Origin of the sequence: Pseudomonas sp. HMSC067G02 (assembly GCF_001813485.1) — a bacterium.
In the GTDB taxonomy this organism is placed as follows: domain Bacteria; phylum Pseudomonadota; class Gammaproteobacteria; order Pseudomonadales; family Pseudomonadaceae; genus Pseudomonas; species Pseudomonas aeruginosa.
In genome coordinates, this window is sequence record NZ_KV812700.1 from 255,683 (window position 1) to 278,768 (window position 23,086).

At 66.8% G+C, this 23,086-nt stretch carries 19 protein-coding genes and 1 pseudogene; 13 read left to right on the top strand and 7 right to left on the bottom strand.

The window, feature by feature from the left end:
- Nucleotide 1 precedes the first annotated feature (1 nt).
- From HMPREF2914_RS22315 to HMPREF2914_RS22325, 3 genes are all read right to left on the bottom strand, one after another.
- On the bottom strand, nucleotides 2–1,729 hold the full coding sequence (locus HMPREF2914_RS22315; protein WP_023091667.1) for a GspE/PulE family protein: 1,728 nt from the start codon (nucleotides 1,727–1,729) through the stop codon (nucleotides 2–4).
- Nucleotides 1,719–2,522 (bottom strand): ABC transporter permease, encoded by an 804-nt coding sequence (locus HMPREF2914_RS22320; RefSeq protein ID WP_003097732.1) that lies wholly within the window; start codon nucleotides 2,520–2,522, stop codon nucleotides 1,719–1,721. Before HMPREF2914_RS22320 ends, HMPREF2914_RS22315 begins: the two co-directional genes overlap by 11 nt.
- 589 nt (nucleotides 2,523–3,111) lie before the next feature.
- Nucleotides 3,112–3,864: a class I SAM-dependent methyltransferase gene (locus HMPREF2914_RS22325; protein ID WP_015502784.1), complete on the bottom strand. Its 753-nt coding sequence runs from the start codon at nucleotides 3,862–3,864 to the stop codon at nucleotides 3,112–3,114.
- Between the two features lie 225 nt (nucleotides 3,865–4,089).
- On the opposite strand from HMPREF2914_RS22325, the gene HMPREF2914_RS22330 reads away from it, so the two are divergent.
- The 3 genes from HMPREF2914_RS22330 to HMPREF2914_RS22340 all read left to right on the top strand — a co-directional run bounded on the left by HMPREF2914_RS22330 (nucleotide 4,090) and on the right by HMPREF2914_RS22340 (nucleotide 7,440).
- Nucleotides 4,090–5,064 carry a quinone oxidoreductase family protein gene (locus tag HMPREF2914_RS22330; protein ID WP_003110096.1) on the top strand — a complete coding sequence of 325 codons (975 nt, stop codon included), beginning with the start codon at nucleotides 4,090–4,092 and terminating at the stop codon, nucleotides 5,062–5,064.
- Nucleotides 5,065–5,086: 22 nt separating this feature from the next.
- A complete protein-coding gene (locus tag HMPREF2914_RS22335) occupies nucleotides 5,087–6,016 on the top strand; it encodes a LysR family transcriptional regulator (protein ID WP_023091666.1) in 930 nt (309 codons plus the stop codon).
- 182 nt (nucleotides 6,017–6,198) lie between these two features.
- Entirely contained in the window at nucleotides 6,199–7,440 is a 1,242-nt protein-coding gene (locus HMPREF2914_RS22340) for a dienelactone hydrolase family protein (protein WP_003113399.1), read from the top strand.
- 7 nt (nucleotides 7,441–7,447) lie between these two features.
- Here HMPREF2914_RS22340 and HMPREF2914_RS22345 read toward each other — a convergent pair whose 3' ends face one another.
- A complete protein-coding gene (locus HMPREF2914_RS22345) occupies nucleotides 7,448–8,410 on the bottom strand; it encodes a threo-3-hydroxy-L-aspartate ammonia-lyase (protein ID WP_003090528.1) in 963 nt (320 codons plus the stop codon).
- Between the two features lie 355 nt (nucleotides 8,411–8,765).
- Between HMPREF2914_RS22345 and HMPREF2914_RS22350 the strand changes: the two genes are divergently transcribed.
- The 10 genes from HMPREF2914_RS22350 to HMPREF2914_RS22395 all read left to right on the top strand — a co-directional run bounded on the left by HMPREF2914_RS22350 (nucleotide 8,766) and on the right by HMPREF2914_RS22395 (nucleotide 18,428).
- On the top strand, nucleotides 8,766–9,608 hold the full coding sequence (locus tag HMPREF2914_RS22350) for a transporter substrate-binding domain-containing protein (RefSeq protein ID WP_003090529.1): 843 nt from the start codon (nucleotides 8,766–8,768) through the stop codon (nucleotides 9,606–9,608).
- A 69-nt stretch (nucleotides 9,609–9,677) separates the two neighbouring features.
- Nucleotides 9,678–10,499: an amino acid ABC transporter ATP-binding protein gene (locus HMPREF2914_RS22355; protein WP_003090530.1), complete on the top strand. Its 822-nt coding sequence runs from the start codon at nucleotides 9,678–9,680 to the stop codon at nucleotides 10,497–10,499.
- A gap of 12 nt (nucleotides 10,500–10,511) precedes the next feature.
- Nucleotides 10,512–11,183, top strand: a complete 672-nt coding sequence (locus HMPREF2914_RS22360) for an amino acid ABC transporter permease (protein WP_023091665.1) — start codon at nucleotides 10,512–10,514, stop codon at nucleotides 11,181–11,183.
- A gap of 12 nt (nucleotides 11,184–11,195) precedes the next feature.
- The gene (locus HMPREF2914_RS22365; RefSeq protein WP_003090532.1) at nucleotides 11,196–11,861 is read left to right on the top strand and encodes an amino acid ABC transporter permease; all 666 of its coding nucleotides are present in this window, start codon (nucleotides 11,196–11,198) and stop codon (nucleotides 11,859–11,861) included.
- A 27-nt stretch (nucleotides 11,862–11,888) separates the two neighbouring features.
- Nucleotides 11,889–12,767 (top strand): 4-hydroxy-tetrahydrodipicolinate synthase, encoded by an 879-nt coding sequence (gene dapA, locus HMPREF2914_RS22370; RefSeq protein WP_003110100.1) that lies wholly within the window; start codon nucleotides 11,889–11,891, stop codon nucleotides 12,765–12,767.
- Nucleotides 12,768–12,823: 56 nt separating this feature from the next.
- On the top strand, nucleotides 12,824–13,867 hold the full coding sequence (locus HMPREF2914_RS22375) for a 4-hydroxyproline epimerase (RefSeq protein WP_003090534.1): 1,044 nt from the start codon (nucleotides 12,824–12,826) through the stop codon (nucleotides 13,865–13,867).
- Nucleotides 13,864–15,144 (top strand): NAD(P)/FAD-dependent oxidoreductase, encoded by a 1,281-nt coding sequence (locus HMPREF2914_RS22380; RefSeq protein WP_003110101.1) that lies wholly within the window; start codon nucleotides 13,864–13,866, stop codon nucleotides 15,142–15,144. The genes HMPREF2914_RS22375 and HMPREF2914_RS22380 overlap by 4 nt, the downstream gene beginning before the upstream one ends.
- Nucleotides 15,141–16,619 (top strand): aldehyde dehydrogenase family protein, encoded by a 1,479-nt coding sequence (locus HMPREF2914_RS22385; protein ID WP_003090537.1) that lies wholly within the window; start codon nucleotides 15,141–15,143, stop codon nucleotides 16,617–16,619. The genes HMPREF2914_RS22380 and HMPREF2914_RS22385 overlap by 4 nt, the downstream gene beginning before the upstream one ends.
- Nucleotides 16,620–16,629: 10 nt before the next feature.
- The gene (locus HMPREF2914_RS22390) at nucleotides 16,630–17,673 is read left to right on the top strand and encodes a proline racemase family protein (protein ID WP_003090538.1); all 1,044 of its coding nucleotides are present in this window, start codon (nucleotides 16,630–16,632) and stop codon (nucleotides 17,671–17,673) included.
- 50 nt (nucleotides 17,674–17,723) lie between these two features.
- Nucleotides 17,724–18,428: a GntR family transcriptional regulator gene (locus HMPREF2914_RS22395; RefSeq protein ID WP_023981097.1), complete on the top strand. Its 705-nt coding sequence runs from the start codon at nucleotides 17,724–17,726 to the stop codon at nucleotides 18,426–18,428.
- A gap of 9 nt (nucleotides 18,429–18,437) precedes the next feature.
- Here HMPREF2914_RS22395 and HMPREF2914_RS22400 read toward each other — a convergent pair whose 3' ends face one another.
- From HMPREF2914_RS22400 to HMPREF2914_RS22410, 3 genes and pseudogenes are all read right to left on the bottom strand, one after another.
- Complete coding sequence (locus HMPREF2914_RS22400; protein ID WP_003090543.1) at nucleotides 18,438–18,629, bottom strand: hypothetical protein; 192 nt, start codon at nucleotides 18,627–18,629, stop codon at nucleotides 18,438–18,440.
- The gene (gene tse5 / locus HMPREF2914_RS22405; RefSeq protein WP_023091664.1) at nucleotides 18,626–22,579 is read right to left on the bottom strand and encodes a type VI secretion system effector Tse5; all 3,954 of its coding nucleotides are present in this window, start codon (nucleotides 22,577–22,579) and stop codon (nucleotides 18,626–18,628) included. The genes HMPREF2914_RS22400 and tse5 overlap by 4 nt, the downstream gene beginning before the upstream one ends.
- A gap of 49 nt (nucleotides 22,580–22,628) precedes the next feature.
- Nucleotides 22,629–23,086, bottom strand: a pseudogene (locus HMPREF2914_RS22410) (type VI secretion system tip protein VgrG); the annotation flags it as partial.

A 23,086-nucleotide genomic window follows, 5' to 3' on the forward strand; every position in this document is an offset into this window, starting at 1 on the left:
CTTAGCCGCTGGTCACGCGATGCACCTCGTCAAGACTGGTCATACCCAACCAGGCCTTGATCAAGCCATCTTCACGCAGATTGCGCTGTCCCTGGCTGGCGGCAAGCCGATGCATCTGTTCGAGGGAAGCTCTCTGCACGATCAGGTCGCGCATCTCGGAAGACAGATCGACGAGTTCGTAGATGCCCACACGGCCGCTGTAGCCGGTACCTTCGCAGCGGCCGCAGCCTCGCGCCACGCGCCATTGCGCTGCCTGCCCCGGGAACAGCCGCGCGGTGGCCGCCTCGGTCGCTGCCAGATCGGCCGCAGCAAGGGTTGGCTCGCAAGGTTCCGCGCAGTGGGCGCACAACCTGCGCACCAGTCGCTGGGCCTGGACACCGCGCACCGGCGAAGCCACCAGGAAGGGTTCCACGCCCATGTCGATCAAGCGCGTGAAGGCACTCACCGCATCGTTGGTATGCAGGGTCGAAAGCACCAGGTGACCGGTGAGCGAGGACTGTACGGCGATCTCCGCCGTCTCCAGGTCGCGTATCTCCCCGATCATGATCACATCGGGATCCTGCCGCAGGATCGAGCGCAAGGCGGCAGCGAAGGTCAGGCCGATGTCGGCATGGACCTGGACCTGGGTGATGTTGGGCACCTGGTACTCCACGGGATCTTCCACGCTGATGAGCTTGCGCACGCCATCATTGATTTCCTCCAGCGCGCCATAGAGCGTCGTGGACTTGCCCGATCCGGTGGGGCCGGTCACCAGGATGATGCCGTGGGGTTCCGCTACCCATGCACGCATCCTCCGCAAGTGGTCCGGGAGCATCCCGAGCCGGTCCAGGCACAACCCCTCGCGCTCCTTCGGCAACAGGCGCATGACCACCGATTCGCCATGCACCCCTGGCAAGGTGGAGACCCGCACGTCGAGCTCCGTACCGCTGACCCGGATGCTCATGCGTCCATCCTGCGGCAACCGTCGCTCCGCGATGTCGATGGCGGAGATCAGCTTGATCCGCGAGACGACCGCCGCGAATCGCTCGCGGGGAAGGCTCAGTTGGTCGTGCAGGACGCCGTCGACGCGGAAGCGGATACGGAAGTCGAACTCCCGGGGTTCGATGTGAATATCCGAAGAGCGCTTTTCCATGGCCTGGCTCATCACGTTGTTGACGAGTTCGACTACCGGCGCCTCCTCCGCCAGCTCCCGCAGGTAGCGGATGTCTTCGCTGCCGTAGGCGTGCCGATCCGCACCTTGCCGGGCCAGGTCCAGGGAATGCTCCAACCAGCCGTCCAGATCCTGGGAGCGGCACAGCACTGCTTGAATCGAGCGCTCCGGATAGAAATAGCCCAGGGTTTCGCGTATCGAAGGAGATAACGGATCACGCGCCGCGAACAGCAGTTGCTCGCCCTCCTCCCAGACCACCAGTTGCTCTTCGACGAACCAGTCGGTATTGATCGGGGTGCTGAGCAGGAATGCGGCGATGGACTCTTCGCTCGGCTTCCGCAGGTCGTCCCCCACCAGCGGCAACCGCAGTTGCTCCGCCAGCACCTGCATGAGGGTATTTTCCGAGATGGCTCCGGAACGCACGAGAATACCTCCCAGGCGGCCGCCAAGCCGGCGTTGCAGGTCGAGCGCCCGCTCGAGTTCCTGGCCGCTCACCAACCCACGTTCGAGCAAACGCTGCCCCAGCGGTATCCACTCGGCCGTCACCTGCGGGCCCGGGGAAACGGCCTCAGAGGACATCTGCAAAACCTTCCTGTACCCGACGGAACCAGAGGAAGCCCGATGAACAGACCAGCAGCGACGCAACGCAATAAACGCTGAAGACCCCAAGGGTCGGATAGGGAGCATCGAAAAGGATCGCCCTGACCATTTCCACCGGGATCGTCAGCGGATTGAGGTACAGGTAGGGCTGCATTACCGGTGGCAAGGATGACAGCGGATAGAACACCGGGCTGATGAATAGCAGAAGCACCAGGAGAAACTGGACGAACTGCCCTATGTCGCGAACATAGACCCCGAGCCCCGCGAGGAACCACGCCAGCCCCGTCACGCAGAGCAGGAAGGGGAGCAGGGCAAGCGGTAGCAGGACCAGTTGCCAGCCCGGCTCGACGCCGCTGAAGAGAAGAAAGATACAGAGCACCAGGTAGCCGAGCATGGCGTTGAAGAAAGCGGCCAGCAGCGGTGTGAGGGGGAGTATCTCCAGGGGAAAAACCAGCTTCTTCACGTAGTTGGCGTTGGCCTGGATGATAGTCGGGGCCCTGGACAGGCTTTCAGCGAGGATCCCGTTCAGCAGGAGTCCGGAAAACAGGGTCAAGGCGAAGGAAAGCGTGCTCTGGCTTCCGCCCCAGCGCGACTTCAGCACGAAGCCGAAGACAAACGTATAGATCAGCAAGAGCAGGAACGGCGAGACGATGATCCAGATGCGGCCCAACATGGCGTCGCGATAACGCAGTTCGACCTCGCGCCGGGTCATGACCAGCAGGAGCCTGATGCGACTGGCGAGACTGGCCGGTACCAAGAGGGAACCACTCACAGAAAAACTCTCCACGGCGAAGAAGAACAGAACCCGCTAACCATGAAGGATCGAAGCGAGCAGGGCCATCAGCCCCCACTACTTCTGGCGTAAGGTTTTTCTGATTCAAGAAGAGTCTTCAGAAGGCCGGAGCAAGCCGGCACTCTCGCCAACTCGATCTCCCATCGGCTCCGTACCTGCTGGAAAGCACGTGGGTAACCCCGGCAATGGCAACGACTCTCAAGGTGTGGGGCCGGACTGCGCGGAGTGCACCCTCGATTCAGCAGCCAGCGGCAGTGAAACCGGGACGAAAGCAAGACTCATCCTGCAATCGGGGCGATTTCTTCATAGCGCTGGAAAACCTGGCTCAGTGAAACGAAAGCACGCACTGAGCGCCCCGTACGCCAGGGACTGGCAACCTGCACGCCGACCCGCCCTGGGGCGGCATGGCGAGTTCGACGAATACGACTCGGCGCACCACCTGCCCCCTACCCGCGCTCAAGCGACGCCGCGGCTGCCAGGGGGTTGCAGCGACCTGCGTAGACGGCAGGCGGACGCGATCGGCGCTCTCCCCGCCGTCATGGTTGAGTTTCGGATTGCGTCCGATAGCTCAGCGGATCACCCCGGCGCGCACCGTCAGCGGCCAACTGACCCGATAGCGCGTCTGCGGGTCGCCCCAGGCTGCGCGCAGCTCATCGACGAACGCGGCGCCCGGATCCTGGCCAAGGGCCTTGCCGGCTTCCTTCACCGCCGACCAGGTACCGACATAGCCCAGCAGTTCGTCCAGGGTCCAGGCCACCTCGATGGCCAGGTCCGGCAGGCGGCGCTCCTCGAAGGGGAACGGCAGATTGCGGTAGCCCTCCTCCACGTGGCGCCGCTCGGCAGGCCAGTAGGGGCCGACGACCTGGTGGTAGAAGTGCTGGACCAGCGGTTCCATGGGGCCGTCGACATGCAATACGCCATAGGTAACCAGGGCCAGAATGGCGTCCGCACGGGCCACACGCCGGACTTCCTCGTAGAAGCGCGGCAGGTCCAGCCAGTGGGCGGCCTGGGCGACCGTCACCAGGTCGGCGCTGGCCGCCGCCAGCCCGCTGTCCTCGGCCAAGGCCACGCGATACTCGACCCGCTCGCGAGCCTGCGCCTTGTCGATCTGCGCGGCGCTGGCGTCGGTACCGACCACCCGTTCGAAACGCTCGGCCAACAGCACCGTGAGCTGTCCGGTGCCGCAGCCGCAGTCCAGGGCCAGGCGGGTGCCGGGGCAGAGTGCGGCCAGCTCGTCGACCAGCCGCGCCGGGTAGGTCGGACGATGTGCTGCGTAGTTCGCCGAACCGGTGGAGAAATGATCCTTGAAAGGTGCCGTCATGGGACTCTCCCGAAATGATCCCGGCGACCACAGGGACCATGGCCGTCCAGGCTGCCGCCTTACACTAGGCGAATCCCGTCGATACGGAAACACGACTTTCGGTCACCTTGGAGCACCGTCTCACTACTGCATGTGGTGCAGCAATCAACTGCAAAGAACCTACCTGGTCATCCCCAGATGCTTCATTAGACTGCCGGAACGACGAACGCAGCCAAGGAGACCGCCATGCCCAGTCGCATCACCCTCAACGCAAACGGAGGCCCCGAGGTCCTGCGCCTGGAGCAAGTCCAGGCGCAGCAACCGGGCCCCGGCGAGGTCTGGCTGGAGCAGGCCGCCATCGGCGTCAATCCGCTGGACCTCGGCCAGCGCTCGGGAGCGGTACCGATTCCGCTGCCGTCCGGCCTCGGCCTGGAAGGCGCCGGAGTGGTCGCCGCGCTGGGTCCGGGAGTCTCCGGACTGGCGCCGGGCGACCGCGTCGCCTATGCCACCGGCCCGCTGGGCGCCTATGCCAGCGCCCGGCTCTACCCCGCCGAGCGCTTGCTGAAGCTGCCCGACACACTCGCTTTCGAGGACGCGGCGGCGCTGCTGTTCAAGGGCATCACCGCGCACTACCTGCTGCACGCCACCTACCCCGTCGGGCCCGGCACACGCATCCTGCTGTACGGCGCGGCGGGCGCCGTCGGCCAGTTGATGGCGGCCTGGGCCCGGCACCTGGGCGCCTGGGTGATCGGCGTGGTGTCGAAGGCGGAAAGTGTCGAACGGGCCAGGGCTGCCGGCTGCGACGAGGTGCTGGTGTTCGACGCGGCCAGTCTCGCCGCCCAGGTCGCCGAGCTGACCGCCGGGCGCAAGGTCGATGTGGTCTACGACCCCATCGGGCGCGCTACCTTCGAGGCATCCCTGGACAGCTTGCGTCCGCGCGGCCTGCTGGTGTCCTTCGGCGCCACCTCCGGCGTGCCGCCAGCCGTCGAAGTCGCCACCCTCAACGCCAAGGGTTCGCTGTTCCTCACCCGTCCCTCGCTCGCCGCCCACACCGCCAACCCGGAGGAATACCGGCTACGCGCGCAGGCTGTGCTGCGCGCCCATGCAGACGGTGTCATCCAGCCCCGGGTCTGGCGGCGCTACCCGCTGGCCGAGGCGGCCGTGGCGCATACCGATCTGCTGGAGGGACGCTCGCAAGGCGCGCTGGTACTCTTGCCCTGACCCACCCGCAAGAGGCGCATGCATGCAACCGTTCGACAGCCGGCAGGCCGATGAAGTCGCCACGCTCCTGGCCCTGGTCGAGCACGGTTCGTTCGCCGCCGCCGGCCGCGCCCTGCAACGACATCCCTCGGTGCTCTCGAAGCGGCTCGGCGCACTGGAGCGCCGCCTCGGCATCCGCCTGGTCGAACGCACCACCCGGCAACTGCGCTTCACCGATGAAGGCGAGCGCCTGGCGAGCCGCTTCCGCCAGGCCGTCGACCTGCTCGACGAGGCCGAGCACGAAGCCAGCCTGGGCGCCGCGCAACTGCGCGGACGCCTGCGCATCGCCCTGCCGTCGGCGATGGGCCGGCTCTGGCTCGGTCCGCTGCTGGCGGAGTTCGCCCTGGCGCATCCGCAGGTGGTGCTGGAAACCGACTATTCGGAGCGCTTCGTCGACATCATCGCGGAAGGCTTCGACCTCGCGATCCGGGTCGGCGAACTGGCCGACAGCCGCCTGGTGGCCAGGCGGCTGTGCGCCCATCGGCGCATCCTCGGTGCCGCTCCCGACTACCTGGAGCGGCATGGGGTACCGCGTATCCCGGCCGACCTGGCGGCGCACAATTGCCTCGGCTTCAACGGACTGCACTCGTACCCGGAGTGGAAGCTGACCCGCCAGGACGAACAGCAGCCCGTGCGGGTACGCGGCTCGATGGTCAGCAACGACAACGAGGCCCTGCTCTGCGCCGCACGCCAGGGCCTGGGCATCTTCGCCGCCGGCGAGTGGCTGATGAGCCGCGACCTCGAAGCCGGCAGGCTGGTACGGGTGCTACCGGAGTGGCAACTGGACGCCGACGCCGGCGTCTACCTGGTGCGCCCCTCGGCGCGCTACGCCACGGCGGCGGCCAGCGCGTTCCGCCAATGGGTGGAAGCGCGGTTCGCCGCTGGCCCGCCCTGGCAGCGCCAGCGGGCCTGAGCGGTATCCGCGAGCGGCTCGCCGAGGAGCGCGCCGCCTCCCGCCCCTCGCTCCCGGACAATCCGGATACCCTCCCGCCAGCATGCGGATAGCCAATGACCCGCCGGCCGGTTCCTACTAGGCTGGTTCGCTTCGCTTTCCCGTTTTCCCACTCCAACAACAACCCGATGAGGAATCCAGGCATGGGACAGTACGTCAGCATCGCCGCGTCCGACGGCAGCGGCCGGTTCGACGCGTATCTCGCGCTCCCCGCCAGCGGCAAGGGGCCGGGCGTGGTGATCGGTCAGGAAATCTTCGGCGTCAACGCGAACATGCGCGCGGTGGCCGACCTGTACGCCGAAGAGGGCTACGTGGCCCTGGTCCCCGACCTGTTCTGGCGGCTGCAGCCGGGCGTCGACCTGGGCTACGACGAAGCGGCCTTCGCCAAGGCCATCGAGCTGTTCCAGCGCATCGACCTGGACGCCGCGGTGGACGACATCGCCGCCTGTATCGAGCACCTGCGCCAACGCGAGGAGGTGGTCCACGCCGGGATCGGCTTCGTCGGCTTCTGCATGGGCGGCAAGCTGGCCTACCTCGCCGCGACGCGCACCGACGTCTCCTGCTCGGTGGGCTACTATGGCATGGGCATCGAGGCGCTGCTCGACGAGGCGAAACAGATCAAGGGCCGGCTGGTGCTGCATTTCGCCGAACAGGACGCCTACTGCCCGCAGCAGGCCCGCGACGCGATCCTGCCCTGCCTGCGCAACCTGCCCAAGACCGAGTTGTACCTCTACCCCGGCGTCGATCACGCCTTCGCCCGCGTCGGCGGCATGCACTTCGACAAACCGGCCTACCTGATGGCCCACGAACGCAGCATCGCCGCCCTGAAGCGGGAGATCGGGCCGAACTTCGACCTCTCCGCGCTGTGGGACGAGCATGTGCGCCACGAGTTCGATACCCGCGACGTCGCCGCGACCATGGCGACCATGGTCGCCGAGCCCTACGTCAACCATGTCCCGACCCTCACCGGCGGCGTCGGCCAGCGCGAACTGAGCCGCTTCTACCGCCATCACTTCATCCACGGCAACCCGCCGGACATGACCCTCACGCCGATTTCGCGGACGGTGGGGGCGCTGCAGGTGGTCGACGAGTTCGTCATGCGCTTCACCCACAGCTGCGAGATCGACTGGCTGCTGCCCGGCGTCCCACCCACCGGGCGCTTCGTGGAAATCCCCATGCTCGGCGTGGTGCGCTTTCGCGGCGACCGCCTTTACCACGAGCACATCTATTGGGACCAGGCCGGCGTGCTGGTGCAGATCGGCCTGCTCGACCCGCAGGGCCTGCCGGTCGCGGGGGTGGAAAGCGCGCGCAAGCTGCTCGACGAAAGCCTGCCGTCGAACCGCCTGATGGCGCGCTGGGCAGCCAGCGAAGGACTCGGCCTCTAGCGGCCGGCTAGCCGCCGAGCAAGGCGCAGAAACGCGCCAGGTCGACGTTACCGCCGCTGAGCAGGATCCCGACCCGCTTGCCGCGCAATTCGTCCTTGCGCTGGCGGGCGGCGGCCAGGCCGAGGCAACCGGTGGGCTCGACCAGCAGCTTCATCCGCGCGGCGAGGAAGCGCATGCCATCCACCAGTTCGGCGTCGCTGGCGGTGAGGATGTCATCGACGTTGCGCTGGATCAGCGGGAAGGTGAGATTGCCCAAATGCTGGGTCTGGGCGCCATCGGCGAGGGTCTGCGGCGTATCGATATGCACGATGGCGCCGCTGCGCAGCGAACGCTGGCCATCGTTGCCGGCCTCCGGCTCCACCCCGTAGATCCGGCAGGCCGGCGCCAGCGCGCGGATCGCCAGGGCGCAGCCGGAGAGCAAGCCGCCGCCGCCGAGGGGCGCGAAGAAGGCGTCCAGCGGACCGACTTCTTCGAACAGTTCCTTGGCCGCGGTGCCCTGCCCGGCCAGCACGTCGGGGTGATCGTAGGGCGGGATCAGGGTCAGGCCATGGCGCTGCGCCAGGTCGCGGCCGATCTGCTCGCGATCTTCCGTATAGCGGTCATAGAGCACTACCTGCCCGCCGTAGCCACGGGTCGCCTCGATCTTCACCGCCGGCGCGTCGGCCGGCATCACGATGGTCGCCGGGATCCCCAGCAAGCGCGCCGAGAGGGCGATGGCCTGGGCGTGGTTGCCGGAGGAGAACGCCACCACCCCGGCGGCACGCTGCTCGGCGGAAAACCGCGACAGCGCGTTGAAGGCGCCGCGGAACTTGAACGCTCCCATGCGCTGCAGGTTTTCGCATTTGAAGAAGACTTCCGCGCCGAGTTCTTCGTCGAGGGTACGCGAGGACATCACCGGCGTGCGGTTGGCATGCCCGGCGATCCGCGCGGCGGCGGCGATCACATCGTCGTAGGTAGGCAGGTCGTGCATGGTCGGTTCCTTGAACGCGGGAAGGATGACTGGCCGGCGCCTCGCGCAGGGCGCATGGGCGAAACGCCCGTCCGCCGACCCGCCACAAGATTACCAGTGGGAAGCCGCCAGCAGAGCCTCGGCGAACGTATCGCGGGCGCCTGGAGAGCGAAGGCGTGCGACTGGTTCCAGCGGACGGGCTCGCCTGACCGATCAGTCGCGACTGGCGAACGAATCAGCCGTGAGCTGTTGACAGGACTCGTGTGTTGAAAATACTCTGCATACATTGCTGCACACAACATGGAACACAACGAAACACGCAGCGATAGGTTATTTGCCCTTCTGCCTACAAGAACAAATCAACGGAGAGGTCAAAATGGTTCGTTTGCTTCCTCGCTCCATCCGTCACCTACTGGTCTGTGCGGGTGCCCTCGGCATCCTGCTCGGCCACGCCCCTTCCCAGGCCGCCGACGATGCTTCTCTGTGGCAGAACGTACAGAAGGCCGGCGTGCTACGCTGCGGCGCCGCGGTCGCCGCGCCGTATGTCATGCGCAATGCCGGCAGCGGCCAATACAGCGGTTACTTCGTCGACCTGTGCCGCAACTTCGGTGAGAAAGTGCTGAAGGTCAGGGTGGAATTCGTCGACACCAACTGGGACAACCTCGTCGCCGGGCTGCAGAGCGGCAAATGGGACCTGGCCATGGCCCTCAACCAGACGCCGGAGCGGGCCCTGGCGGTATCCTTCTCCGCACCAGCGACCGATTACCAGGTGTCGCTGGTGGTCAACAAGGAAAACCCCAAGTTCAGCGGGGCAGGCAACGCCATCGCAGATTACGACAAGCCCGGTGTGACCTTTGCGGTGATGTCCGGCACAGCCCAGGATAAGGCGATTTCCAATGTCGTCAGGCAAGGCCGCGTGATGCGCCTGCCAGGCATGGACGAAACCCGCCTTGCCCTGATGTCGCGGCGTGCCGACGTGCTGGTCGATGCCAGCGACACCAACCATCTGTACACGCTGGCCAACGCCTGGGCGAAAGAGGTCCTGCCCCGGCCGGCGCTGGCCAAACAGGGCGTCTCCTTCGGTATGCGCCGCGACGTTTCGGCAGCGGACCTGCAGGTTCTCAACATCTACCTGACCCAACGCCGCGAGACCGGCGAGATCGACCGGCTGGTGGACGAGGCGTCCGCCCAGGTCAACGCCCAGGCTTCCGCCCAGTAATCCTGCTCAGCAGATCCCGACTCGCATAGCGGGCTGCCTCCCCACTGGCGGCCCCGGAGAAGTCCTGCAATGAACATTCCCCGTTTGGTGGCTACCCAGCCACAGGTTCCGCTCGCCTCGAACATCTCCCTCGACGGCGACTTCATCCAGTTGCGCGGCGTCCGCAAGGCGTACGGCGAACAACTGGTGGTAATGGACGACATGAACCTGGACATGCGCGCCGACGACCGCCTGGTGATCATCGGCCCGTCCGGTAGCGGCAAGAGTTCCCTGCTCCGGGTGCTGATGGGCCTCGAAGGCATCCAGGGCGGCACCATCTCCTTCCAGGGCAAGCCCTACATCAACGGCGAGCGACGCCACGGCAAGCCGCTGGACGAATCCCTGCGTACGCAGATCGGCATGGTCTTCCAGCACTACACCCTGTTCCCGCATCTATCGGTGCTGGGCAACCTGATCCTCGCACCATGCAGGGTCCGCGGCTGGTCCAGGGCCGAGGCCAGCGCAAAGGCTCACGCCTACCTTGCCCGCCTGGGCCTGGAAAACAAGTTGCACGCCTACCCCAGCCAGCTTTCCGGCGGCCAGAAGCAGCGCGTGGCGATCGCTCGCGCGCTGATGCTCGAACCCCGGCTGATGTTGTTCGACGAAGTCACTTCGGCGCTCGACCCGGAGATGGTCATCGAGGTGCAGAACGTGATGCTGCAACTGGCCGAGCAGAAGATGGCGATGATCATCGTCACCCACGACATGCATTTCGCCCGTCACATCGCCACCCGAGTGGTGTTCTGCGCGAATGGCAAGGTGGTCGAGCAGGGCCGCCCCGAACAGATATTCAGCCAACCCAGGGAAACCCGCACCCGCGAGTTCCTGGAAAAGGTCGTGCACCTGGACTGAGGAGGCGGCGTCGTGAACTACCAGTTCGATTTCCACTTTCTCGGCGGCAGCCTGCCGGCATTGCTCGATGGCCTGAAGGTCACTCTGGAGTTGGCGCTGGTGTCGAACCTGATCGGTCTCGTCGCCGGATTCGGCCTGAGCCTGATGACGCTCAGTCGCTGGTTCTTCATCCGCTGGCCGGCGCAGCTGTTCGTCGAATTCTTCCGCTGCACCCCGGCGCTGCTGCAGATCGTGTGGTTCTTCTACTGCTTACCGATGCTCTTCGGCCTGTTCATCGAGCCCATCGTCATGGGCTTTCTGGCCCTGGGTCTGAATCTCACCGCGTTCAACGCCGAAGCCTACCGGGCCGGCGTACAGGCGGTGCCGCGCGAACAGCTGGATGCCAGTACCGCCCTCGGCCTCAAGTCCTGGCAGCGCACGCTCCACGTGGTGCTGCCACAGGCTCTGCGCAACGCAGTACCGGTGCTGATGACCAATGGCATCGGCAGCCTGCAGCAGAGTGCTCTGGTGGCTATCGTCGCGGTTTCCGACCTGATGTACGTGGGCAAGAGCCTGGCCACCGAGGCCTACCGTCCGCTGGAAACCTACACCCTGATCGCCCTCGTCTATTTCGCCCTGTCGCTGCCCGTCGGCCAGTTGGTGCAGTACCTGGAGCGGCGCCAGGATCTGGCCGTGCAGCGCTGAGGAGAAACCGCCATGCAGCTCGACTTCACCCTCGTTTTCGCCTATTGGCATGTGCTGCTCAAGGGCCTGGGCCTGACCCTCGCTTTCACCCTGGGCTGCGCATTGCTCGGCAGCCTGGCCGGCTTCGGCCTGGCCCTGCTGCGCAACGTACGCAGCCGTCTGCTGAAGGTCCCGGCGATACTCTTCGTCGAATTCTTCCGCGGCACGCCATTACTGATCCAGCTGTTCTGGGTGTTCTTCTGCTTTCCGGTAGTGTTCGGCCTGGATATTCCGCCCTACGTCTCGGTGGCCATCTCCCTGACGCTGTTCATGACGGCGATCACCAGCGAGACCTTCCGCGGCGCGCTGAAATCCATCGCCGCCGAACAGCACGACGCCTGTGTCGCGCTGGGCCTGACCATGCGGGTCAAGGTGTTCTACGTGGTTTTCCCGCAGGCCCTGCTGCGCGCGGTTCCACCGCTGCTGTCGAACCTGGTCAGCCTATTCAAGGAGAGCGCTCTGATCTCCTCCGTCGGCGTCGCCGACCTGATGTTCGTCGGCCAGAACATTTCCAACAGTACCGCGCGGCCAGTGGAGTTCCTCTCCGCCGTCGCCGTCATCTATTTCCTCGTCGCCTTCCCGCTGACCCGCCTGGTCGGCGTGGTCGAGGCGCGGATGCTCAGACGCTTCGCCTATTGACCCACCCCACCGAACCGGAGACGCACCATGCACATGCAAGGCATCCTGCCCGCTCTCGTCACGCCCTTCGACAAATCAGGGGCCGTCGATCACGACACTCTCGCCTCGATCATCGAGTACCAGCTCGAGGCCGGCGTCAGCGGCTTCGTACCCCTGGGCTCCACCGGCGAGTACTACGCCCTGACCAACCCGGAGCGCCGCCAGGTGCTGGCTACCGTCAAGGAAGTGGTTGGCGACCGCGCCCTGCTGATCGCCGGCGCCAACGGCTCCTGCACCCGCGAGGTGCTGGAGCAGGTCAGGCAGACCGTCGATGCCGGCTACCACAACCTCCTCATCGCCCCACCCTACTATGCACTGCCGTCGCAAGCCGAGCTGATCCAGCACTACAAGACCATTCTCGAGGCCTTCCCCGAGATCAACCTGGTGCTCTACAACTACCCGGTGCGCACCAACGTGGAAGTCGGCTACGAGGTGCTCGGCGCGCTTGCCGACCACCCACGCGTGATGGGTATCAAGGAGAGCAGCGGCAACCTGCTGCGCGCCATCGAGATAGGCGAAACCTACAAGGGCAGGCTGCAACTGTCCTGCGGCTCGGACGACCAGGCCCTGGACTTCTTTATCTGGGGCGCCAGCAGTTGGATCTGCGGGCCGGCCAACTGCTTCCCGGACCAGGTGGTGGACTTCCACCGCAAATACGTCTCCGGCGACCTGGCCGGCGCACAGGCCGTGGTGCGCTCGCTGTTCCCGGTGATGGCCAGCATGGAAGCCGGCAAGTTCGTGCAGAAGGTCAAGTACGGCTGCGAGCTGGCCGGCTTCGCCGCCGGCGAAGCGCGCGCCCCGCTACTGCCGCTGAGCGATCAGGAGAAGACCGAGTTCCGCAAAGTCTTCGAGGCGTCCCAGCGCTGAGCACCCCCGCACCGGTACCCCGCCATAGGTGGCGGCGGTACCCCAAGGAGCCCGAGATGACCCGTCATACGTTCCGCTGTATCGAAGGCCATACCGAAGGCATGCCGGTGCGCATGGTGATCGCCGGTGCACCCGAGCTGAGCGGCGCCAGCATGAGCGAGCGGCGCCGGCAGTTCGTCGCCGAGCACGACTGGATTCGCCGCGCGCTGATGCTCGAGCCACGTGGCCACGGCCACATGTCCGGCACTCTGCTCTATCCGCCGCTGAGCGCGGAGGCCGATTTCAGCCTGCTGTTCATCGAGACGTCCGGCTGCCTGCCGATGTGCGGGCACGCCACCCTGGGTTCGATCGCCTTCGCCCTGGAAAGCGGCCTGGTCGAACCGCGCACGGCAGGCGAAGTGCTGGTGGACGTTCCGGCCGGGCAGGTTCGCGCACGCTATCGGATGGAAGGCGGCAAGGTTGGCTCGGTGCGTTTCACCAACGTGCCGAGCTTCCTCCTGCTACGCGACCTGACGGTCCAGTTGCCGGCCTTGGGCGAGTTGCGCCTGGACATCGCCTACGGCGGCAACTTCTACCCTATCATCGAGCCGCAACCGAACTACCCCGGTTGCGAGCACTTCAGCCCGCAGCAACTGCTGGAGTGGGGGCGCGAAGTGCAGCGGCGAATCAACCGCGAGTTCACCGTGGTCCATCCGCAGGACCCGAGCATCCGCGGCGTGCGGCACTGCATGTGGACCGGCCGCCCCCTGGCGGCGGACTCCGACGGGCGCAGCGTGGTGATCGCCGGCGACAGCCTGGTGGACCGCTCGCCCTGCGGTACCGGTACTTCCGCACGAGTCGCCCAACGCCATGCGCGGGGGCTGCTGGCGCCCGGCGAGGTGTTCCGCCACGAAAGCCTGATCGGCAGCCGTTTCGACGCGCGCGTCGAGTCCGCCACCGAACTGGCCGACGGCACCCCGGCGGTGTATCCGAACATCGAGGGCCGCGCCTTCATCACCAGTCATTCGGAGCATCATGTGGACCGCAGCCACCCCTATTGGAACGGCTTCAGCCTGGAAGACTTCTCCGGCACAGCCCATCACGACGAGAACCTGAAATGAACGGATCGCAGGCCCCTGTCCAGGACGCGGTGGTCATCGGCGGCGGCATCGTCGGCGTCTGCTGCGCGCTCTACCTGCAACGCGAAGGCTACCGCGTCATCCTGGTCGACCCCGCCGCTCCCGGCGACAGCACGGCGAAATGGAGTTGCGGGCAGATGGCGGTGAGCGAGGTGGTACCGCTGTCCAAGCCGGGCATTCTGATGAAAGTCCCTGGCTGGCTGTTCGACCAGCAGGGTCCGTTGGCCCTGCGCCCCGGCGCCCTACCGGGCATCTTGCCCTGGTTCCTGCGCTTCGTCGCCTGCGCCAGGCATTCGAAGATCGCCGAGATCGCCCGCGACCTGGCGCGGCTAACCCATCGCGTCTACGAGGACTACGCGCCCTTGCTGGATGCCTGCCCAGACAGGAACCTGCTGGGCCAGCGGCCGATCATCGAGGTGTTCGACTCCCCCGCCGCCCTGGTCCGCGAACGTCCGCATCTGGAGCTGCGCAGGAGCCTGGGATTCAAGTCCGAAGAACTGGACGCCGCCGCCATCGGCGATCTGGAACCGGCCCTGGCCGGAAAGTTCGACCATGGCCTGCTGTTCCCCGACTGGCGCGCGGTGAGCGACACCGAAGGCTTCATCGCCGCGCTGACCGAAAGCTTCATCGCCCAGGGCGGCATCCGTCTACGCGATGAGGTCCGTCGTATCGACGAGAGCGCCGACCGCGCCAGCGGTGTAACCCTCGCCGGCGGCCAGCGCCTGCCGGCCAGCCTGGTGGTGGTCGCCGCCGGCACAGGCTCGCGGCGCTTCTTCGGGCAGTTGGGAGTCGCCATTCCGCTGGTCGGCATCGCCGGCTACCAGGCCGTATTACCCGCGCCCGGCGTGGAAATCCGTCACTCGGTGATCTACGCCGACGGTGGTTTCTGCTTCAGCCCCATGACCCGCGGCCTGCAGATCGGCGGCACTATCGAATTCGCCGGCCCCGACGCCGAGCCGAACTTTCGACGCGCCGAAATCATCCTGGAAAAAGCGCGCCGCGTGTTGCCTCGATTGAAAACCGAGCAGGTCGAATTCGGCGTCGGCTACCGGCCGTTCCTGCCCGATACCAAGCCGGTGATCGACCGCTCGCCGCGCCTGAACAACGTGCTGATGGCCTTCGGCCACGGCCAACTCGGCCTGACCCTCGGCGCCACCACCGGCCGCCTGGTCACCGACCTGGCCGCGGATCGCCAGCCGGCCCAGGACCTGACGCCTTTCTGCGCCCATCGTTTCGCCCTTATCGGAGGACTCGCATGAACTACCAGCAGCTCTATATCGACGGCCAGTGGATCGCTCCCGCCAGAGGCGGCAGCTTCGAGACCTTCGATCCGAGCGACGAATCGTTGCTCGCCCGTGTCGGCGCCGCCACCGCCGAAGACATCGATACCGCGGTCAAGGCCGCCCGCGCCGCCTTCGACGACGGTCCCTGGCCGAACCTCGCCGGTGCCGAGCGCGCCGCCGTACTGCGACGCATCGCCCAGGGCATCCGCGGCCGCCAGCGGGAGCTGGCCGAACTGGAGGTACGAGACAATGGAAAGCCGCTGCCCGAAGCCCTGTGGGACATCGACGACACCGCCGGTTGCTTCGATTTCTACGCCGACCTCGCCGAACGGCTGGACACGAACCGGGAGCGGCAGATCGCCCTGGCCGACGAGCGCTTCAGTGCCGTGGCGCGCAGAGAACCCGTCGGGGTGGCCGGCGCGATCATCCCCTGGAACTTCCCGATGCTGATGGCTTCCTGGAAGGTCGCACCGGCACTGGCCGCCGGCTGCTGCATGGTCCTCAAGCCTTCGGAGCTGACCCCGCTGAGCGCCTTGCACCTGGCTGAAATCGCCCATGAGGCCGGCTTGCCGGCGGGCGTGCTGAACGTGGTCACCGGTCTCGGCGCGGACGCCGGCGCACCGCTGGCCGAGCACCCGGATATCGACAAGCTGGCCTTCACCGGCAGCGTCCCCACCGGCAGCCGGATCATGCAGGCCGCGGCCCGCGACATAAAGAACATCAGCCTGGAACTGGGCGGCAAGTCGCCCTTCGTGATCTTTGCCGACAGCGACCTGGAAGCCGCGGTGGAGTGGATACTGTTCGGCATCTTCTGGAACCAGGGCGAGGTCTGCTCCGCCACCTCCCGTGTGCTGGTGGAGCGCGCCCTGTACCAGCCCCTGCTCGAACGCCTGGCCGAGGAAGCCCGCAAAATCACCATCGGCAACGGCCTCGAGAAAGGCGTCCTGCTCGGTCCGCTGGTGAACAGGACCCAGTACGACAAGGTGCTGCAGGCCATCGCCCGTGGCCACGAGGATGGCGCGCGGCTGGTCTGCGGCGGCAAACGCCCGGCCGGCCTGGACAAGGGTTTCTATGTACAGCCCACGGTATTCGCCGACGTGCCGGAAGACGCCTGGATCTGGAACGAGGAAATTTTTGGGCCGGTGGTCTGCGTGCGCCCTTTCGACGACGAGAAGGAAGCCGTACGTTCGGCCAACGCCTCGCGCTTCGGCCTGGGTGCCGCAGTGATGTCCCGCGACCTGCAGCGCTGCCAGCGCGTCGCCCGCCGCCTTCGTGCCGGAATCGTCTGGATCAACTGCTCGCAGCCGACTTTCACCGAGGCGCCCTGGGGTGGCTACAAGCACAGCGGCATAGGACGCGAGCTGGGCGAATGGGGCCTCGACAACTACCTGGAAACCAAGCAGATCACACGCTACGACAGCGACCGCCCCTGGGGCTGGTATATCAAGTGAGGTAGGAACGATGCGCTGGAAGAAAACGCTACAACTGGCCGAGGTGCACTGCGAGGGCGAGATCGGCAAAGTGATCACCGGCGGTGTGCTCGGCATCCCCGGCGCGACCATGCTGGACAAGATGAACCACATCAACCGGGTGGACGATAGCCTTCGCCGCCTGGTGACGCTGGAGCCACGCGGCTGCCTGCAGATGTCGGTGAACCTGCTGCTGCCGCCGACCCGCCCGGAGGCCCACGCCGGCTTCATCGTGCTTCAGGCCGACAAGGCCCACCCCATGTCCGGCAGCAATTGCATCTGCGTGGTCACCGCTTTGCTGGAGCTGGGCATGTTGCCGATGCACGAACCGGAAACCACCGTCGTGCTCGACACCCCGGCCGGCCTGGTCACCGCCCGCGCACGCTGCTCCGACGGGCGCTGCCTGAGCGTTTCGCTGGACATGGTAGCGTCCTTCGTCGAGCAGCTCGACGTTTGCATCGACGGCGACGCGTTCGGCCCGCTGACCCTCGACCTGGCGTTCGGCGGCGTCTATTACGCACTGGTGGACGTCGACCAGGTCGGTCTGCGCATCGCTGCGGAGAACGCCCGCCACTTGGCCGACGCCGGAGTCCGCCTGAAGGAGCTGATCAACCGCCAGGTGCGCGTACGCCACCCCTTGTATGCCGGGATCGACGAAGTGGCCTACGTGATGTTCCGCAAGCGCCTGGACGCCCGCACCTACCAGACCTGCACCACCTTGCCGCCGGGTCGGGTCGACCGCTCGCCCTGCGGCACCGGCAGCTCGGCCAACCTGGCGACGCTGAGTGCGCGCGGCCTGGTACAGGTCGGCGAACGGCTGCTGTCGCGCTCCATCATCGGTGGCGAATTCCAGGTCGAGCTGCTCGGCCATACCGAGGTTGGCGGACGACCTGCGATTCTCCCCCGAGTGGAAGGACGCGCCTGGCTGTACGGCCTGCAGCAGCTCGGCATCGATCCGGACGACCCGCTGGCAGCCGGATTCATGCTCAGCGATACCTGGGGTCCGGCATTCCCGAGGCCGACCACGCCACGCTAAGATGACGGGCTGGTCTGTATGACACAGTCCGCGAACACCGAGACCTGATGATGGGCAAAGAGCAAGAAACCGAAAGCGGCGGACGGCGCCATGGCGGCCGCTACATCTACGAGGAACTGCGTCGGCAGATCCTCACGCTGAAGCTCAAGCCCGGCGTACAACTGGACGAAGTGTCTCTGGCCACACAGTTCGGCCTGTCCCGCTCGCCGGTGCGCGACGCCCTGGCGCGCCTGGTCACCGAAGGCCTGGTGACCATCCTGCCCAACCGAACCACCCTGGTCACACCGTTCGAGATCGAGGAATTCCCCAACTACATCGCCGCGCTGGACCTGATCCAGCGCGCAGTGACACGCCTGGCGGCCAGCCAGCACAAGGAGGACGACCTGGAGAACATCCGTCGGGCCGACGCCGCCTACATGGAAGCGGTCGCCAGCGGCGATTTCCAGGCCATGTCGGAACTGAACAAGGCGTTCCACATGAGTGTCGCCGAGGCCGGCCGCAACCCATATTTCATCAGCTACTACGAGCGCCTGCTGGGCGAAGGCCAGCGCCTGCTGCACCTGCATTTCGACCACATCGTCAGCTCGGCCAGCTCGATCAAGCTGGGCCGCGACCACGACGAGATCATCGAAGCCATCACCGCACGCGACGCCGACGCCGCGGAAAAGGCCGCCCACGAGCACACCATGCTGTTCCAGCGGCGCTTCCTCGACTACATGCAGCAGAACCTCACGGCCAGGATGTCGGTGAGCTGAACCGACGGCTCACTCGTCCAGGTAGCCGTCCCTGATGCCCTTCGAGCGGCGGTAGAGGTAGAGCCCGAGGCGCAGCACGACGAGCACGCCGAAGAACACCCCGACGGTCACCCAGGTGTTGCCGAAGAACCATTCCAGGCAGACGTAGAGCAACGCCAGCGGTATGCAGACGAGGGTCATCAGCAGGTAATGCTTGATCATTGCGGCGGGCACTCCTCTTCTTCGTCCTTCAGCGGGCATTTGACGATCTGCTTGCCCGTCTGCCAGGCGGCCTGGGTGGCCACGGCCTTCTTGATGGTATCGGCATGGGCGGCCTTGCGCGCGGCCAGCTTGGCCGCGCGGTTGGCGGTGTTGGCCGCCTGTCCGGAAAGGGTCCTGATCGCCTTGGCGGACTGCACCACGGTCTTGCCGGTGCTGAGCATGCCCGGCGCCACGGTGCCGATGGCCGCCGAGGCGCCGACGTGTTTCCAGTTGATGTCGATGCACTTCCACTTGATATCGGTGAGGTCGCGATCGCTGTCCCAGTTGTCCTTCATCTGCCCCAGCACCTGCTTGCCGGTCTGCATCCCCAGCTCGATGCCGGCGCCCAGCGCCGCTCCGATCGCGGCGCGGGCGGCGAAGGCGCCGATCACCACCAGCGGGATGATCAGGCCGGTGGGATCGTAGGCCAGCGTGGGCGCGTTCAGCGCGTAGGCATAGGGGTTGGGCCCACCGCCCAGGCCGAGCGGGTCCTGGCTGGCATAGCGCCCGGCTTCCGGCAGGTAGTAACGGTAGCGGTTGTAGTAGAGGCCGCTTTCTTCGTCGTGGTACTGCCCCTGGAAGCGGATCGGCTGCGCACCCGGCTGTCGTTCCGGCGCCACCGCCCGCCAGTCGTCCGGAACGCCCTGCCAACGCAGTTGGCCACGTTCGTCGCTCAGCTGCAGGGGGGTACCGAGGTGATCGGTGTGGAAGAAAGCGATCCGCGCCTCGCCCAGCGCCGGCACGCATTGCGCCGGCAGCGGCTGGCCCTCGGCGGCGAACGCCTGGCGCAGTTGCAGCAGCTCCGGGGGATCGGGCTCGCAGGCCTGCTCCAGGCGCAGCAACGGGACGAAACCGCCCGGTTCGTGAACGGTGGTGCGCAGTTCCCGCGCAAAGGCTTCGGCGCATTGGCGATCGCCGTCCCAGCCGAAGCGCACCTGCTGCTCGACACCCTCGCGCAGCACCACCTTGGCGATCCGTCGCGACAGCGCGTCGTAGCGGTAGCGCGCCTCCAGCCGCGTACCGTCGGCGTAATCGCGCGTCAGATGGACCAGGCGCTGCGCGCCGTCGTAGGCCAGGCGCAGGCGCTCGCCGTCGGCGCCGATACGCTCGACCAGGTTGCCCAGCGCATCGAAGCGATAGCGGTTGCCGGCGATCCTCTCCACGCGGTTGCCGACCCAGCGCGCCGGGCCTTCGCCGGCCTGGCGCGCGCGCGCCTCGGAGCGACTGAAACCGGAGCGGTACAGTTCGTTCTCGGCGAATGCCTGGCGAGCGTCCTCGCGCGCATGCTCGCCGACGCCCTCCAGGCGGTTGCCGGCGGCGTCGTAGCGGTAGGTGCTGGCCGCCGCGCCAGCGCGCCGGCTGGCCAGCAGGCGACCGCCGAGGTCGTATTCGTAGCGCACCGACGGATACTGGTTGTCGTCGATGCCGACCAGTTGTCCAAGTCCGTCGTAGCGATAGCCGCGCTGCCAGTCGAAACCGCCGGCCAGACGCAGGCGGCTGCGCTGCAGGCGTCCCAGCGGCGCGTGCTGGCGCTCCTGGGTGAACAACGCGTCATCCTGCCCGTCGCGGCGCGCGTCGCGACGCACCTCGCGGTGCAGGGCATCGCGCTCGAAGGCCAGCTCGACCGCACCGACCAGCGCGCCGTGCAGATGACCCGGGCCATAGGTCAGCCAGGCGACCGGCGGCGCGTCGCCATAGCGGCTGGTCTGGCGCACGCCTAGCGCGTCGTGGCTGTGCTCGACGCTGTAGACCCAACCGTCGGCATGTACCTGGCTTTCCAGGCGCAGGTTACCGACCTCGTCGTACGTGTAGCGCACCTCGCAATCCGCCCCGCCGGCGCTGGCCAGGCGGCCGTCGGCCAACCAGCGGTAACGCTCGACCAGGGCCGGTGCGTGCTCGGTGGCGGGAACCCGGATGCTCGCCAGGCGGCCGTCGCGGTCGTAGGCATAGGTGGTCTCGCGACCGTCGGCATCCTCGCGGGCGATCAGTTCGTCAGCGGCGTTGTAGCGATAGCGTTGGCGACGACCGTCGAAGCCGGTCTCTTCCACCAGACGGTCCAGCAGGTCGTAGCGGAACTGCGCCTGGACGCCGTTCTCGTTGGTCAGGGCGACCAGCCTGCCGGCTTCGTCGTGCAGGTAGGACAATTCGCCGCCGCCGGCGTCGGAAACCCGCGCCAGCAGATCGCCGTGCCCCCAGGAAAACAGCGTGGCGTGCCCCTTGGCATCGGCGATACGGGTCTGCCGCCCAAGGGCGTCGTATTCATAGCTCAGGGCGCTGCCGTCGGCCAATTCCAGGCCGATCAGTTGCCCCAGCGGGTCGTAGCGGCGCCGGGTCAGTTGTCCCAGCGGGTCGCTGCTGGCGACCAAACGTCCTTCGTTGTCGTAGTCGTAACGCCAGACCTGGCCGGAACAATCGGTCAACGCGGCCAACAGGCCGAAGCGGTTCCACTCCAGGCGCCGCTCGCCGCCGCGCGGGTCGACGATTCGCGTCGGCCGGTCGGGCAGGCGCGGGTCTTCGTAGGCGTAGCGGGTGCTGCCGGCCGGGCCGCGCACCGTCGTCGCATTGCCCCGTTCGTCGCGCTCGAAGGTCCAGCGGCGCTGCATCGCGTCCTCCAGCTCGACCAGCAGCCCGGTCTCTTCGTCGACGCGCTTGCGATAGCGCGCCTTGCCCGGCGACTCCTCCTCGAGCATCCGCCCCTGGCCATCGCGCCGGCGCCGCGTCTCCCGTCCCAGCGGATCGCGCATGGCGACCAGGCGGCCGAACAGGTCGTAGTCGAACTCGCTACGGCTGCCGTCGGCCCTGACCAGCGCGGTCCAGCGCCGCTGCCCACCCTCGCCGGCGAACTCGTAGCGTTCGACGCGGCCGAGGCTGTCGCTGACCTCGGTGGCATCGCGCAGGTAGCGGAAGGTACGGGTCAGGCCGCCCGCCTCGATCTGCTTCACGACCCGCCCGTGCGGAGCATGGACATCCCACTCGTAGCGAACCTCCAGCCCGCCCGGTTCGCCGTGGGCGACCAGCATGTGCTCGCGCCAGGCGAATACCCGGACCACCTGGCCAAGACGGTCGCGCACGGCGATCAGATCGCCGCTGTCGCTGAACTGGTAGCGCACCAGCCAGTCGAGCCCCGGGCTCTGCGGATCGATGTAGTCCGGAGGCGGTCCGTCGTGGCTGGCCAGGATCACGCCGAACAGACGCAGGCCGTCGTCGCCCTCGCTCGGCTCGCAGGCCTGCTGGTAGACCAGCGCATAGCTGCGCCCGGCGCTGTCGCGCACGCCGGTGAGCAGGCCACGTCCGCTCCAGCGGAACTCGGTGCGGTAGCCGGCGCGGCCGAAGCTGGCCTGCAGGCGCCAGATACCGTCGGGGCAACGCTGGAAATGCAGGTAGCTGTGGCCGGACAGCACCAGCACGGAGCCCTCCTGCGTCTGCAGTTCGGCCGGCACCGCCGCCCAGCGCCCGCGCCAGGCCTGCGCTTCGCCGCCGCTCGAACCGCCGCGGCGCAGCCACAGCTCCTCGCTGCCGGAATAATGCTGCGCGCCGGGAGCCAGCGCAGGAAAGCCGATCCGGCGGCCCTGGGCGTCGACCAGCACGCAGGCGTCTTCGCTCAGTTCCAGGTGCATGCTCTCGCCCGGCAGCCACCAGCCCCGGCCGAGCCGGCCGATACGGGGGTTGCTCGACAGGTAGCCACGGGCGAAGGTGAAGGTGTCCGGCGCCGCCAGGGCGAAATCGACCTCTTCCGGCAGCAGCTTGCTGCCGAGCATCGGGTTGACCGGCTTGCCCACCAACGGCACGCAGGCGGACACCCGGTCGGCCAGGCCGACCGCGCTGCTGCCGACGTGCACGGTGGGCGAGCCGGTGGAGATAACCCCTCCCGAGACTTTCTCGCCGACATGGGAAACCGGTAGGCCGCTCATCTATCCATCCTTCCTTGGGAAAAGCCGCGACAGGACATCCGCCCGCCGCTCAACAGTTGATATCGACATTGGGCGAGAGGATCTCGATCTCCCCCGGCGTCAGGCGGATCGTGCTCTGGCCGCAGCGCAAGAGGATCTCGCGGTCGGCGGTCAGCTCGATGCGCTGGCTGCCGAGGGTGATGCTCTGACCGTCCAGGGTGATCTTCGAGCCATCGTCGCTGCCGCCCACGCTCACTTCGTAGCTATCGCCCACCGACAAGGTCTTCTTCTTCATCACCTGGGTGCTCTGGTTCAGCCCGACCACGGTGTTCATCATCATGCCGACGTTCAGGCTGTAGCCGAGCCCGACGTTTTCCATGCGCCCCATGCCGACGTTCTGCAACGAGGCCATGAGGATGGTTTCCGTCTTGTTCATGCCGATCCTGACCGTCTCGTTGCGGTCGACCGTCTTGCTGCGGTTGGCATGCACGGTGATGGTCTCGTTGTTGTCCACGGTCTCGGTGCGAT

Coding starts and splice junctions, on each gene's coding strand:
- HMPREF2914_RS22315 (WP_023091667.1), bottom strand. CDS start 1,729: ATGTCCTCTGAGGCCGTTTCCCCGGGCCCGCAGGTGACGGCCGAGTGG.
- HMPREF2914_RS22325 (WP_015502784.1), bottom strand. CDS start 3,864: ATGACGGCACCTTTCAAGGATCATTTCTCCACCGGTTCGGCGAACTAC.
- HMPREF2914_RS22330 (WP_003110096.1), top strand. CDS start 4,090: ATGCCCAGTCGCATCACCCTCAACGCAAACGGAGGCCCCGAGGTCCTG.
- HMPREF2914_RS22335 (WP_023091666.1), top strand. CDS start 5,087: ATGCAACCGTTCGACAGCCGGCAGGCCGATGAAGTCGCCACGCTCCTG.
- HMPREF2914_RS22340 (WP_003113399.1), top strand. CDS start 6,199: ATGGGACAGTACGTCAGCATCGCCGCGTCCGACGGCAGCGGCCGGTTC.
- HMPREF2914_RS22345 (WP_003090528.1), bottom strand. CDS start 8,410: ATGCACGACCTGCCTACCTACGACGATGTGATCGCCGCCGCCGCGCGG.
- HMPREF2914_RS22350 (WP_003090529.1), top strand. CDS start 8,766: ATGGTTCGTTTGCTTCCTCGCTCCATCCGTCACCTACTGGTCTGTGCG.
- HMPREF2914_RS22355 (WP_003090530.1), top strand. CDS start 9,678: ATGAACATTCCCCGTTTGGTGGCTACCCAGCCACAGGTTCCGCTCGCC.
- HMPREF2914_RS22365 (WP_003090532.1), top strand. CDS start 11,196: ATGCAGCTCGACTTCACCCTCGTTTTCGCCTATTGGCATGTGCTGCTC.
- dapA (WP_003110100.1), top strand. CDS start 11,889: ATGCACATGCAAGGCATCCTGCCCGCTCTCGTCACGCCCTTCGACAAA.
- HMPREF2914_RS22375 (WP_003090534.1), top strand. CDS start 12,824: ATGACCCGTCATACGTTCCGCTGTATCGAAGGCCATACCGAAGGCATG.
- HMPREF2914_RS22380 (WP_003110101.1), top strand. CDS start 13,864: ATGAACGGATCGCAGGCCCCTGTCCAGGACGCGGTGGTCATCGGCGGC.
- HMPREF2914_RS22385 (WP_003090537.1), top strand. CDS start 15,141: ATGAACTACCAGCAGCTCTATATCGACGGCCAGTGGATCGCTCCCGCC.
- HMPREF2914_RS22390 (WP_003090538.1), top strand. CDS start 16,630: ATGCGCTGGAAGAAAACGCTACAACTGGCCGAGGTGCACTGCGAGGGC.
- HMPREF2914_RS22395 (WP_023981097.1), top strand. CDS start 17,724: ATGGGCAAAGAGCAAGAAACCGAAAGCGGCGGACGGCGCCATGGCGGC.
- HMPREF2914_RS22400 (WP_003090543.1), bottom strand. CDS start 18,629: ATGATCAAGCATTACCTGCTGATGACCCTCGTCTGCATACCGCTGGCG.
- tse5 (WP_023091664.1), bottom strand. CDS start 22,579: ATGAGCGGCCTACCGGTTTCCCATGTCGGCGAGAAAGTCTCGGGAGGG.